The sequence below is a fragment of the Streptomyces sp. NPDC001796 genome, from assembly GCF_042892355.1.
GTDB lineage: Bacteria > Actinomycetota > Actinomycetes > Streptomycetales > Streptomycetaceae > Streptomyces.
This window is the reverse complement of record NZ_JBIAUC010000004.1, coordinates 524187-537059: the sequence shown is the minus strand read 5'-3', so window position 1 is coordinate 537059 and position 12873 is coordinate 524187. Positions and strand designations below refer to the sequence as shown.

At 70.0% G+C, this 12873-nt stretch carries 9 protein-coding genes; 8 read left to right on the top strand and 1 reads right to left on the bottom strand.

Annotated elements, in window-relative coordinates; all coding sequences use genetic code 11:
* Positions 1-205 precede the first annotated feature (205 nt).
* The 4 genes from ACFYZE_RS12010 (at position 206) to ACFYZE_RS11995 (ending at position 7361) form a co-directional block, all read left to right on the top strand.
* A complete protein-coding gene (locus ACFYZE_RS12010) occupies positions 206-1471 on the top strand; it encodes an Ig-like domain-containing protein (protein ID WP_388991399.1) in 1266 nt (421 codons plus the stop codon).
* Positions 1472-1627: 156 nt separating this feature from the next.
* Positions 1628-3088 (top strand): ABC transporter permease, encoded by a 1461-nt coding sequence (locus ACFYZE_RS12005; protein WP_388991397.1) that lies wholly within the window; start codon positions 1628-1630, stop codon positions 3086-3088.
* Positions 3089-3128: 40 nt separating this feature from the next.
* Entirely contained in the window at positions 3129-3812 is a 684-nt protein-coding gene (locus tag ACFYZE_RS12000; protein WP_388991395.1) for an ABC transporter ATP-binding protein, read from the top strand.
* A gap of 312 nt (positions 3813-4124) precedes the next feature.
* Positions 4125-7361, top strand: a complete 3237-nt coding sequence (locus ACFYZE_RS11995; protein ID WP_388991393.1) for a S8 family serine peptidase — start codon at positions 4125-4127, stop codon at positions 7359-7361.
* 190 nt (positions 7362-7551) lie between these two features.
* Here ACFYZE_RS11995 and ACFYZE_RS11990 read toward each other — a convergent pair whose 3' ends face one another.
* Positions 7552-8475 (bottom strand): helix-turn-helix domain-containing protein, encoded by a 924-nt coding sequence (locus ACFYZE_RS11990; RefSeq protein ID WP_388991391.1) that lies wholly within the window; start codon positions 8473-8475, stop codon positions 7552-7554.
* A gap of 167 nt (positions 8476-8642) precedes the next feature.
* Here ACFYZE_RS11990 and ACFYZE_RS11985 point away from each other — a divergent pair, with 167 nt between their 5' ends.
* The 4 genes from ACFYZE_RS11985 to ACFYZE_RS11970 all read left to right on the top strand — a co-directional run bounded on the left by ACFYZE_RS11985 (position 8643) and on the right by ACFYZE_RS11970 (position 12827).
* Entirely contained in the window at positions 8643-9683 is a 1041-nt protein-coding gene (locus ACFYZE_RS11985; RefSeq protein ID WP_388991389.1) for an NAD(P)-dependent alcohol dehydrogenase, read from the top strand.
* 162 nt (positions 9684-9845) lie between these two features.
* Positions 9846-10232, top strand: coding sequence for a VOC family protein (locus ACFYZE_RS11980; protein ID WP_388991387.1), 387 nt, complete (start codon positions 9846-9848; stop codon positions 10230-10232).
* A 255-nt stretch (positions 10233-10487) separates the two neighbouring features.
* Positions 10488-10961: a hypothetical protein gene (locus ACFYZE_RS11975; protein ID WP_388991386.1), complete on the top strand. Its 474-nt coding sequence runs from the start codon at positions 10488-10490 to the stop codon at positions 10959-10961.
* Between the two features lie 129 nt (positions 10962-11090).
* Positions 11091-12827 carry a S8 family serine peptidase gene (locus ACFYZE_RS11970; protein ID WP_388991384.1) on the top strand — a complete coding sequence of 579 codons (1737 nt, stop codon included), beginning with the start codon at positions 11091-11093 and terminating at the stop codon, positions 12825-12827.
* Positions 12828-12873: the final 46 nt, after the last annotated feature.

Sequence of the window (12873 nt, the reverse complement as noted above, 5' to 3'; positions counted from 1 at the left end):
TGACCCCGGGCGGCAACCGGCGCCCGGGGCACCGTCGTCTCAAAAGGCGTTCCCCGGTGTCCCGCATGGCACCGGGACTCATCGGGCACCCGTCGGGCCGGCGTGGTGTGTCCCACACCGGCCACGGATGTGGAACCGGGCGAACCGGTCGTAGCGTTGAGGGTTCTTACGGGGGACTCAACGGGGTTATGGGGATTCGGCAACCATGGAGAAGCGTGTGATGACGGACAGTAAGCGGCGCAAGGGCCTGATGGCCGCGTCCGCACTGCTCGGCGGGGTGCTGGTGCTCTCCGCGTGTAGCGGAGGCAGCTCGGCGGCGAGTGGGGGCGGGGACAACAAGGACTCGCAGGCCTCGGTCGACGAGGCGGCCGCCAAGAAGACCTCCGAGGCACAGATCAAGATCACGCCGGCGGACGGTTCCGACAACGCCTCCATCAACAACGCCGCCAAGGTGACGGTCGCCAAGGGCACGCTCACCGAGGTCAGCATGACCACCGCGTCCGGCACCCCGGTCGCCGGACAGATCTCCGCCGACAAGACCAGCTGGGCGCCGACCACCCAGCTCGAGCGGGCCACGACGTACAAGATCGCCGTGACGGCCAAGGACTCCGCGGGCCGCGACGCCCATGAGAACGCCTCCTTCACGACCGTCGCCCCGGCGCACTCCTTCATAGGCAACTTCACGCCGGACAACGGCGCCACCGTCGGCGTGGGCATGCCCGTCTCGATCAACTTCGACAAGGCGATCACCAACAAGGCCGCCGTGCAGAAGGGGATCACCGTCACCTCCAGCAGCGGGCAGGAGGTCGTCGGCCACTGGTTCGGCGCCAACCGGCTCGACTTCCGTCCCGAGCAGTACTGGAAGGAGGGCTCCACCGTCACGATGAAGCTGAACCTCGACGGCGTCGAGGGCGCGAGCGGCATATACGGCGTGCAGCAGAAGACGGTCACCTTCAAGATCGGCCGCAACCAGGTCTCGTACGTCGATGCGAAGACCAAGCAGATGAAGGTGACGCAGGACGGCACGGTCATCAAGACCATACCGATCTCCGCGGGCGCGCCGGATCACACGACCTACGAGGGTCAGATGGTGATCTCGGAGAAGTTCACCCAGACCCGGATGAACGGCGCGACGGTCGGCTTCACCGACTCCGACGGCAAGGGCGAGTACGACATCAAGGACGTGCCGCACGCCATGCGCCTGACCACGTCTGGCACCTTCATACACGGCAACTACTGGGGTGCCCCGTCCGTCTTCGGCAACGTCAACACCAGCCACGGCTGTGTCGGCCTGCAGGACAAGAAGGGCGCGAACGACCCGAGCACGCCGGCCGCCTGGTTCTACAACCACTCGCTGATCGGTGACGTGGTGGTCGTTCAGAACACCGGCGACAAGACGGTCGCCCCGGACAACGGCCTCAACGGCTGGAACCTGAGCTGGGCCCAGTGGAAGGCGGGTTCGGCCGTCTGACGCCCGATCCGATGCCTCCCTGCGCGATGCCGCCGGCCGCCCTCGCGGGCAGCCGGCGGCATCGTCGTGTTCACGGGATGCCAGGCGGGCGCGCTTCTCATCGTTCTCTTATGTCCGGTTTACGGGTTCATCAGGGTGCCTCCCTAGTTTGCGGCCATGTTCTTCACCTACCTGAGGCGCGAACTGCGCCGCCGGAGAAAGGCGGCCCTCGTCGTCGCCTCCGGGCTCGCGTTGGGCATCGCACTTGTGATCGTGGTCAACTCCGTGTCCTCGGGGATGGGGAAGGCGCAGGACAAGGTGCTGCAGTCGCTGTACGGCCTCGGCACCGACATGACCGTCACCAAGGCGGCCGACCCCACCTCCGGCAGCTCGCAGCGGCCGCGCTTCAACTTCGACGCGAGCGGCAGCGACTCCAAGGAGACCCAGAGCAGCGACCGCGTCACGGTGCAGGGCTTCCAGACGCTGGCGAGCAGCACGGTCACCAAGGTCGGGACGCAGAAGGGGGTTTCGGACGCCGCCGGCGGGCTGAGCCTGCGGGTCATCAAGATCAGCGGGCAGTTCACGCGGGGTCAGTTCCAGCAGGACCAGAACAGCGGCGAGCAGGGCGGACGCGGCGGCTTCGGCGGCGGGCAGCCGCAGGGCCGGGTGGAGGGCGGCGGCGCCGCCTTCGACGTCAACAACTACTCCGTCTACGGCACCGACGTCACCAAGCCCGCCCTCGGCCCGCTGACCTCCTCCCAGATCACCAGTGGTCGCACCTTCAAGACGTCGGACACGAACGCCAAGGTCGCCGTCGTCGACTCGGCCTACGCCAAGGAGAACAACCTCAAGGTCGGCGGCACGGTCACCATCAAGAGCGTCAAGTTCCAGATCATCGGCATCGCCACGGCCGACAGCGGTGACTCGGCGGCCAACCTGTACATCCCGCTGCAGCAGGCCCAGACGCTCGCCGACGCGAAGAACAAGGTCACCACGATCTACGTCAAGGCGACCGACTCGCAGCAGATCGCCGGTGTGAAGAAGGCCATCCAGACGAACGTCTCGGGGACCACGGTCACCACCTCCGCCGACCTGGCGAGCACCGTCTCCGGTTCGCTGTCCACCGCCTCCAGCCTGGCCGGCAGCGTCGGCAAGTGGCTGTCCATCGTGGTGCTGGTGGCCGCGTTCCTGGTCGCCGGCCTGCTCACCTCCTCCGCCGTCTCCCGCCGCGTGCGCGAGTTCGGCACGCTCAAGGCGCTCGGCTGGAAGTCGGGCCGGGTGACCCGGCAGGTGGTCGGCGAAGCCGTCGTCAACGGCCTGGTCGGCGGCGCCCTCGGCATCGCGCTCGGCCTGGCGGGCGCGTACGCCGTCACCGCGATCAGCCCCACGCTTCAGGCGCAACTCGGCGGGGGCAGTGGCGGCGGTGGCTTCGGCGGCGGTCCCGGTGGCGGCGGCTTCGGCGGTCCGGGTCGGCAGGCCGCGCGGACCCTTCAGGTCGCGCTCACCGCGCCGGTCAGCCTCACCACCATCGCCCTCGCGGTCGCCCTCGCCGTGGCCGGCGGTCTGATCGCCGGCGCCTTCGGCGGCTGGCGCGCCTCCCGCCTGCGCCCGGCGGACGCCCTGCGCCGCGTCGAATAGCCCCGCCCCGCACCCCTTCCGCATCCCAGGAGTTGCACCCATGTACGAACTCAGAGGCGTCACCAAGCGCTACACGCGGGGCAAGGAGACGATCAACGCCCTGGACGGCGTCGACCTCACCATCGGCGACGGCGACCGGCTCGTCATCCAGGGCCCCACCGGCGGCGGCAAGTCCACCCTGCTGCAGATGCTCGGCGGACTCGACAAGCCGACCTCCGGCCAGGTCGAACTGGACGGCGTCGACCTGGCCAGGCTCTCCGAGGCCCGGCTCACCAAGGTGCGCAGCGAGAACATCGGCTTCGTCTTCCAGTCCTTCAACCTCATCCCCACGCTCACCGCGCAGGAGAACGTCGAGACCGCCCTGGTCCCGCTCGGGGTGAGGCCGGGGGAGCGGCGCGAACGGGCCGCCGAGGCACTGAACTCCGTGGGACTCGGGGAGCGGCTCGGGCATCTGCCGGGCGAGATGTCGGGCGGCCAGCAGCAGCGCGTCGCGATCGCCCGCGCGCTGGTGAAGCAGCCGAAGGTGCTGCTCGCCGACGAACCCACCGGAAACCTCGACGAGTCGATGCGCGACGAGATCATGGACGTGCTCGAACGCATGTGGAAGGAGCACGGACTGACGTTCATCATGGTCACCCACGACTCGTCGATCGCGAAGAAGGCCCCGCGGCTCGCGACCATCCGCAAGGGCAAAATCACCGTCACGGAGAACGCCGCCCCGTAGGCCGTTCGGTGGGCCGCCTCGTAGGCCGTTCCGTAGGCCGTTCGGCAGGACGTTCCGCAGGCCGTTCGGTGGGGCGTCGCATGGACGCCCAGTCGTTGGAAGTCGTTGCGGCCCCCGTATTGAGGCGTTGATCACCCCCCGGCATACTGCGTGATCCGGGGGGATGACGTGCGCATGTACGAGACCACCCCCGGCCGGGTGAACGGGGATTCGCCCGGCACCTCATCTCCAGGGGGAGTCTTGCGCAGACAAGTGAAAAGAGCATGCGCGGCGACCGTCGCAACGGCCGCCGCCGTGGCGTTGGCGGCGGGCATGACCAGCCCGGCGTCGGCGAAGCCCGCCCCCGCGGCACACGGCGCCGCCGGCGGCCTGACGGCCCAGCACCGGATCACTCTCATCACCGGTGACCGCGTCGTCGTCGACGCCAAGGGCCGAGTCGTGGGCCTGGAGCGGGCGAAGGGCCGGGGGAACGTTCCGGTCCAGGTCCGCAAGGCCGCCGGACACACCTATGCGGTGCCGGCCGACGCGGCCGCTCTGATCGCCGAGGGGAAGATCGACCGGCGTCTGTTCGACGTCACCGAGCTCAACTCGTCGCGGACCCGGGCGGACCAGAAGAACGGCCTGAAGGTCATCGTCGGCTACAAGGGCGCCGCCCGTACCGCGAAGGCCGACGTCCGCGAGGCGGGCACGCTCCGCCGGAGCCTCACGTCCCTGAACGCCGACGCGGTCCTCACCCCCCAGCGGGACGCGGCCGAGCTGTGGAAGGCCGTCACCGACGGCGACGCCACCGCCTCCGGCATCGAGCACGTCTGGCTCGACGGCGTCCGCAAGGCGAGCCTCGACAAGTCCGTGCCGCAGATCGGCGCCCCGACGGCCTGGGCCGCGGGCTACACCGGCAAGGGCGTCAAGGTCGCCGTGCTCGACACGGGCGTCTACGCCGACCACCCCGACCTCAAGGGCCAGGTGATCGAGGCCAAGAACTTCTCCACCTCCGCCACCACCGCCGACAAGGTCGGCCACGGCACACACGTGGCGTCCATCGTGGCCGGCACCGGCGCGAAGTCGCACGGCAAGTACAAGGGCGTCGCGCCCGGCGCCAGGATCCTCAGCGGCAAGGTCCTCGACGACGACGGGTACGGCGACGACTCCGGCATCCTCGCGGGCATGGAGTGGGCCGCCCGGCAGGGCGCCGACATCGTCAACCTCAGCCTGGGCGGCGCCGACACGCCCGACATCGACCCGCTCGAGGCCGAGGTGAACAAGCTCTCCGAGCAGAAGGGCATCCTGTTCGCCATCGCCGCGGGCAACGAGGGCGAGGGCGGCGAGAAGACCGTCGGCTCCCCGGGCAGCGCGGCCGACGCGCTCACCGTCGGCGCGGTCGACGACAAGGACAGGCTGGCGGACTTCTCCAGCCGTGGCCCCGGCCTCGACGGTGCCATCAAGCCCGATGTGACCGCGCCCGGCGTGGACATCGCCGCCGCCGCGGCCCCGGGCAGCCTCATAGACCAGGAGGTCGGCGAGAACCCGGCCGGCTACCTGACCATATCGGGTACGTCGATGGCGACCCCGCACGTCGCGGGCGCCGCCGCCATCCTCAAGCAGGAGCACCCCGACTGGACGTTCGCCGAGCTGAAGTCGGCGCTGACGGGGTCCGCGAAGGGCGGCAAGTACACCCCGTTCCAGCAGGGTTCGGGCCGCATCGCCGTGGACAGGGCGATCAGGCAGACGGTGCTCGCCGAACCGTCGTCCCTGAGTTTCGGCATCGCGCAGTGGCCGCACACCGACGACACGCCGGTCACCAAGCAGCTGACGTACCGCAACACCGGCAAGAGCGCCGTCACCCTGTCGCTGTCGCTGACGGCCACCAACCCCAAGGGCCAGGCCGCTCCTTCGGGCTTCTTCACGCTGGGCGCGAAGACGGTCACCGTCCCCGCGGGCGGCACGGCGTCGGTCCCGGTCGCCGTGAACAGCAAGCTGGGCGGCACCGTCGACGGCGCGTACTCGGCGTATGTGACGGCGACGGGCGGCGGCCAGAGCGTGCGCACGGCCGCGTCCGTGGAGCGCGAGGTGGAGTCGTACGACGTCACGCTGAAGTACGTGGACCGTGACGGACAGACGCCCGTCCACCTCAGCGACCTGGTCGCGGCCTCGGGCGCCGACGCGGGCAAGGAGTACTTCTCCCAGAGCTCCGCGACGACCGTGAAGATCCGCGTGCCCAAGGGCACGTACCTGCTGGACTCCCTCTCCGTGAAGGACCCGACCTCGATCGAGGGCGGCGTCGACTGGCTGGTCCAGCCCAAGGCGAGCGTCACCGGGGACACCGCCATCACCCTGGACCTGAACAGGACCAGGTCCGCCGACATCACGGTCCCGGACGCGTCGGCCAAGCCGCGGTCCGCGACGGTGTCGTACGTCTACGACCCGGCGGGCACCGGCCTGGCCCTGTCCGCTCCGTCGTTCGCGGACATCCGCCTGGCGCAGGTCGGCCCGGCAGTCCCCTCCGGCCTCTCCCAGTCCTGGTTCGGCCAGTGGACCAAGGGCGGCACGGCCGAGTACGACGTGTTCACCGGCTCCGCGGTCAAGCAGCTCGAGGGCGCGCACGTGCGCCACTACACGGCGAACGAACTGGCCACGCTGAAGCTGAACCTCGGCGCCGCGAGCAGCGGCAAGACCGGCGCCGTCGGCGCCTACGCCGAGACACCGACCGACAGCGGCTTCAACGTCCCCGTCGAGCAGAACCTGCGCGGCACGCGCACGTTCTACGTGTCCACGGGTGACAGGGCGCAGTGGACGTTCGACTTCTCGCAGTACGGCGGCAAGAAGGACGCGGAGGGCTTCCCGGTCTCGGAGGCGTACTACACGCTGGGCGACCCGCAGATCCTCACCGGCGGCAGGACCTACACCAGGACCCTCAACACCGCGGTCTTCGGGCCGGTGATCAACTCCGACTACGGCCTCTTCCGGACCGACAACGAGATCTACGGATACCTGCCGCTGTTCGCGGACGGGCAGGGGCACGCCGGATCCTCCGAGTTCATGTCGGTGAAGACGACGCTGTACCGGGGCGGCACCAAGGTCGGTTCGAACGACGATCCGCTGTTCGGCGTGAAGCCCTTCGAGGTTCCCTCCGCCGAGGCCACGTACACGCTGAGGACCTCGGTCATCCGCAGTGTGAAGGTCGCGGCGGCGTCCACCCGCATCGACGCGAGCTGGACGTTCAAGTCCAGGAAGGTGGACAGCGCCCAGCTGCCCGCATCGACCGTCCGCTTCGGCGCGACCACCGGCCTGGACAGCCGCGTCGAGGCCGGCAAGAAGGTCACGATCCCGGTCACCGTCCAGGGCGCGGCCGCGGGACGCAACCTCCAGTCGCTCTCGGTCTGGGTGTCGTACGACTACGGCAGGACCTGGACCAGGCTGACGGTCAAGAACGGCAGGATCACCTACAAGAACCCGGCCAAGGGCCAGGGCCTGTCGTTCCACGCCAAGATCGCCGACAAGAAGGGCAACAAGTCGACGATCTCCATCTACAACGCGGTCTACGCCAAGTGAGCCGATAGACAGCGGGCAGATGGCGGACGGCCCACCGGAAGCGATGCCTCCGGTGGGCCGTCCGTTGTGCGGCGCGCTCCTGGCCTGTGTCCGTCCGATGTGCGGCGCGCTCGTGCCTGTGACTGTCCGTCGTGCGACGCGCTCGTGCCTGTGGCCGTCCGATGTGCGGCGCGCTCCTGGCCTGTGGCTGTCAGGCGTGCGGCGCGGTCGTGCCCGCGCGGGTGGCGTCGGTGCCCCAGCTCGCCAGCAGCCGCAGCGCCTCCGCCGACGCCGACCCCGGCTGGGCGTGGTACGTCACCAGCGCCAGTTCACCGTCGTCCGGCACCCGGAACGACTCGAACTGCAGCGCGAGGTCGCCCACCAGCGGATGCCGCAACCGCTTCAGCCCGTGGCTCTTCTCCTTGACGTCGTGCGTCGCCCACAGCCGCCGGAAGTCCTCGCTCTTCACCGACAGCTCCCCGACCAGCGCCGACAGCCGCGGATCGTCCGGGTGACACCCCGCCTCGTAGCGCAGCTGGCACACGATGTCGATGGCCTTCTGCTCCCAGTCCACGAACAGGTCCTGGTACTCGGGCTTGAGGAACGTCATCCGCGCCCAGTTCCGCTCCTGCGGCGGCAGCTGAGCCCAGTCGCCGAAGACGGCCGCGGCCATCCGGTTCCACGTCAGGATGTCCGCACGGCGCCCCACGATGTACGCCGGGACCCCGTCGAAGGAGTCCAGCAGCTGCATGAGCGACGCCCGCACCTGCTGCGTCCTGGCCGCCGGCTTCTTCTTGTGCGCCTTCGGCTTGGCCAGATGTGTCAGATGCGCGTGCTCGGCGTCGGTCAGCCGCAGCGCGCGGGCGATCGCGTCGAGCACCTCCGCGGACACGTTCCGTCCGTTGCCCTGTTCCAGGCGTGTGTAGTACGCCACGGACACGCCTGCCAGCTGCGCCAGCTCCTCGCGCCTGAGCCCGGGCACCCTGCGGTGGCGGCCGAAGTCCGGCAGCCCCACGTCCTCCGGCTTCAGCCGGGCCCGGCGGGTGCGCAGGAACTCGCTGAGCTCGGCGCGCCGGTCCAGGGCCTGACCGGCTGCCGCGGCGGGCTCGGGCACGGAGTCGAGCTGTTCGTCCATGCGTCCAGTATTCACGGTCGTACGAGGCGGAGCCTGATTCCGCCAGTGGTAGGAACGCTGGTCGTAGGCAGAAGCGTGGTCTGGGTGACTCGGCTGCCGCCGGGCAGGCTGGACGCCGTGCCCGGTGGAAGGCAGCCGGGCGCGCAACCCCTTAGGAGAAACTCCGCATGACCACCGTTGCCGCATACGCTGCACCCGCCGCGAAGGCCCCGCTCGAGCGCACCACCATCGAGCGCCGCGAGGTCCGCGAGTTCGACGTCCTGATCGACATCAAGTTCGCCGGTATCTGCCACTCGGACATCCACCAGGCCCGCGAGGGCTGGGGCGAGGCGATCTTCCCGATGGTTCCCGGCCACGAGATCGCGGGCGTGGTCTCCGAGGTCGGCCCCGGCGTGACCAAGTTCAAGGTCGGCGACCGCGTGGGCGTCGGCTGCATGGTCGACTCCTGCCGCGAGTGCGAGAACTGCCTGCGCGGCGAGGAGCAGTACTGCCTCAAGGGCATGGTCGGCACGTACAACGCCATCGGCAAGGACGGTGAGCCCACCTACGGCGGCTACTCCGAGAAGATCGTCGTGGACGAGAACTACGTCGTCCGCATCCCGGACGGTCTCTCCCTCGATGTGGCCGCCCCGCTGCTGTGCGCGGGCATCACCACGTACTCGCCGCTCGCCCACTGGAACGCGGGCCCCGGCAAGAAGGTCGCCGTCGTCGGCCTCGGCGGCCTCGGCCACATGGCCGTCAAGATCGCGCACGCGATGGGCGCCGAGGTGACCGTGCTCTCGCAGTCCCTGCGCAAGAAGGACGACGGGCTGAAGCTGGGCGCCGACCACTACTACGCCACCAGCGACCCGAAGACCTTCGAGGAGCTGCAGGGCTCCTTCGACCTGATCGTCTCGACCGTCTCGGCGCCGATGGACTTCGGCGCGCTGCTGTCGCTGCTGAAGGTCGACGGCGCGCTGGTGAACGTGGGCGCCCCCGAGGAGCCGATCTCCCTCAACCTGTTCTCGGTGATCGGCGGCCGGAAGACCCTCGCGGGCTCCATGATCGGCGGCATCCGCGAGACCCAGGAGATGCTGGACTTCTGCGCGGCGCACGGCATCGGCGCCGAGATCGAGCTGATCAGCGCCTCCGAGATCAACGAGGCGTACGAGCGGGTGCTGAGCAGCGACGTCCGGTACCGGTTCGTGATCGACACGGCCACCATCTGAGGATCCCCCGACAGCACCACTTGAGGCGGCCCTTGTGGCCGCCTCATGTGCGTTGTCGGTCGAAGGTCGCAGCGGCGTGGGCCCGAAGACCGATGTGCCGCCCCCTCCCGCTCTCCTAGCCTGGGAAGTGGTTCCGGCAACCGGGGGACAGGAGGCCCGACCATGTCCGTGGAGCTCAACCACACGATCGTCGCCGCACACGACAAGGAGGCGTCCGCCCGTTTCCTCGCCGATCTGCTCGGGCTCGAGGTGGCGCCGCCGTTCGGCCCGTTCACCCCGGTGGAGATCCCCAACGGTGTGACGCTGGACTACATGGAGACCACCGGCTCGATCACCCCGCAGCACTACGCGTTCCTGGTCTCCGAGGACGACTTCGACGTGATCTTCGCCCGTATCCGGGGCAGGGGCCTGAGGTACTGGGCGGACCCGTACCACCACCGCCCCGGCGAGATCAACCACAACGACGGCGGCCGGGGCGCCTACTTCGACGACCCGAACGGTCACAACATGGAGATCCTGACGAGGCCGTACGGGAGCGGCGGGGACTGAGGTTCATCCGGTTGGACGTGCCGACCCGCGGCCGCGGCCGAACTCCGGTCCCGGCCGCGCCGGCCTGGGACTGCGGGGCGTGGCGCGCGTCGAACGCCCCGCCGAACCGGTCCCCGCACACCGTCGGTTGACATGGTTGTCGGATTGCGATCGAGAGTGCGCCACCTTAGCTTCAGGGCGTCGGAATCTCCCGACAAAGTCCGCATAGGTTCTCTATGTCGGCTTTCACCCCTGGTGCCATCGAACGGAGCATTCATGTCGGTGATGACCGGTACCCAGCCCCTGCAGCAGTTCGGCCAGCAGTTCGGACAGCAGTTCGGCCAGCAGCCGATCGCGCAGGTCGTCCAGCAGGCCATCCAGCAGGCCTGTCAGCAGGCGAGTCAGCAGATCGCGCAGCGCATGCAGCAGACGCTGCAGCAGATCCAGCAGGTCCAGCAGCAGCTTCAGCAGCAGGGCATGGCCCACCAGGCGCACCCGTACCTGGCCATCGCGCTGCACACGACGCTGCGCCAGGGCGTGCGGCACGCGGTCGAGCAGTCCGTGCAGCAGGCGCTGCCGATCGCGATCCTGACGCTGGTCCAGCAGAGCCAGCAGGGCATGCAGGGCCAGCAGGGCATGCAGCCGTGGGGCCCCGGCGGGGCGGGCGGCCAGCAGTTCGGCCAGCCCTACCAGCAGCAGTACCAGCAGCCCGGCTTCGGCTTCGGCCAGATGCCCTTCGGTATCGGCTGACGTCCGGCGGCGCGCGGTGCGGTGTGCCCAGGAGTGGTTCCCGGGCACACCGCATCACTGTGGAAGCGCGGCCGCCCGTCACCGGATCAGGAGCACACGAACGACGCAGGCGTGGTGAAGGTGGACGCAATGGTCAAGGAAAGACCCGGAAACAACCGGGAGAGCGGGTCCGAGGGAGCGGGTGTCGGCGGGACGGGACCCGAGGGCAAAGAGACGGGGCCGCACAGGAAGGGCGGCCCGTCACCGATCACGGTGCAGCCGCGCCGGGCCCGGTACATGGTGACACCCCTGCCGCAGAGTCTCCTCCCCCAGGGAGTCGCCGAACTCGGCATGGACGCGCTGTGCGACCGGCTGGAACGTATGCCCGAGGTCACGGTGACCCGCAGACTCCGGTCGCCGGAGAAGCTGAAGTCGGCCGGAGTGCAGCCCTCCTGCCCCGAGATCGTGGTCGTCGAGGCGGCCGAGGCCCAGGTACCGGCCATGCGTTCGCTGCATGTGCACATCGAACCGGATCTGCCGCTGTCCGGGACCGGACCCGCCGCCGCGCCGACCGCCGGTGTGCTGCCGCTGCGGGATCCGGGGCTGGTCATGCCGCTGGAGGAGCCCACGGAGATCACGCTGCGCGTGTGCGGCCCGGACGGCGAGCCGCTGGCGGGCGCGGGGGTGTTCCTCATCGGGGCGACCTGGCCCAGCCAGGGCATCACCGCGGCCGACGGTACGGTCATCCTCACCCTGGCGACCGAGACCGCGGAGACCGTCCAGTCCCTCTACGTCCGCCCCGCCGGCGGTTACGCCGACCGCTGGATCCACCGGCCCGACCTGTCGGCGACGCAGGAGAACCTGGTCACCCTCACCCCGCTGGCCCAGGTGTACCCGGAGCTGGAGCAGCGGCAGCAGTACGGCTGGGGTCAGCAGGCCATGCGGCTGGACCGGCTGCCGCCCACGTTCCGCGCCTTCGGCGTCCGGGTCGCGGTCATCGGTTCGGGCGTCAGCGCCGACCACCCCGATCTGCGGCAACGCGTGCGCTCCGGTGTCGATCTCGTGCGTGGCACCGAGAGCGGCTGGGCCCACGACACTCTGGGCACCGGCACCCACGCGGCGGGCATCATCGCCGGCGCGGACACCGGCAAGGGGATCATCGGCATCGCCGTCGACGCCGAGATCGAGGTCTGCCAGGTGCTGCCCGGTGGGCACTTCAGCGACCTGATCGCCGCTCTGGACCACTGCATCGAGCGCGAGGTCGACGTCGCCCATCTCGCGGTGGCCGCGCCGTACCCTTCGGCACTGGTCTCCCGCAAACTCGCCGACGCCTACGCGGCGGGCATCGCCTGCGTCGCACCCGCCGGCGACACCGGCGGACCGGTCGGCTTCCCGGGCTCGCTGCCCACCGTGTTCACCGTCGGCGCGCTGGGAGTCTTCGGTTCGTACCCGCAGGACACCTCCCAAGCCACCCACGTCGGGCCGCAGTTGACACCCGAAGGGCTGTTCGCCGCACCGTTCAGCTGCTACGGCCCCGGCGTGGACGCGGCCGCCCCCGGCGTGGCGGTCCTGTCGTGCGCCCCGCGCGGCGGCTACACGGCCCTGGACGGCACCGGCACCGCCTCGGCCCATGTCGCCGGCCTCGCCGCCCTCGTTCTCGCCCACCACGAGGACTTCCACGGCCAGTTGCTGCCGCGCGGCGCCGGGCGGGTGCAGCACCTGTTCGAGATCATCGCCGGGAGCTGCCGCCAACTGGCCGCGCCCGGAACGCTGGAGGCCACCCGCGTCGGACGCGGCCTGCCCGACGCCCTGGTGGCCCTCGGCCTGGCCCCCGGAGTGCAACTCGCTCCCGCCCTGTCGCCGTACGCCCCGTCCATGGCGGGATGACGACGCACACACGGATCGGCACCCGCTCGTTCGGGGCGGGTGCCGA

Coding starts and splice junctions, on each gene's coding strand:
- ACFYZE_RS12010 (WP_388991399.1), top strand. CDS start 206: ATGGAGAAGCGTGTGATGACGGACAGTAAGCGGCGCAAGGGCCTGATG.
- ACFYZE_RS12005 (WP_388991397.1), top strand. CDS start 1,628: ATGTTCTTCACCTACCTGAGGCGCGAACTGCGCCGCCGGAGAAAGGCG.
- ACFYZE_RS12000 (WP_388991395.1), top strand. CDS start 3,129: ATGTACGAACTCAGAGGCGTCACCAAGCGCTACACGCGGGGCAAGGAG.
- ACFYZE_RS11995 (WP_388991393.1), top strand. CDS start 4,125: ATGACCAGCCCGGCGTCGGCGAAGCCCGCCCCCGCGGCACACGGCGCC.
- ACFYZE_RS11990 (WP_388991391.1), bottom strand. CDS start 8,475: ATGGACGAACAGCTCGACTCCGTGCCCGAGCCCGCCGCGGCAGCCGGT.
- ACFYZE_RS11985 (WP_388991389.1), top strand. CDS start 8,643: ATGACCACCGTTGCCGCATACGCTGCACCCGCCGCGAAGGCCCCGCTC.
- ACFYZE_RS11980 (WP_388991387.1), top strand. CDS start 9,846: ATGTCCGTGGAGCTCAACCACACGATCGTCGCCGCACACGACAAGGAG.
- ACFYZE_RS11975 (WP_388991386.1), top strand. CDS start 10,488: ATGTCGGTGATGACCGGTACCCAGCCCCTGCAGCAGTTCGGCCAGCAG.
- ACFYZE_RS11970 (WP_388991384.1), top strand. CDS start 11,091: ATGGTCAAGGAAAGACCCGGAAACAACCGGGAGAGCGGGTCCGAGGGA.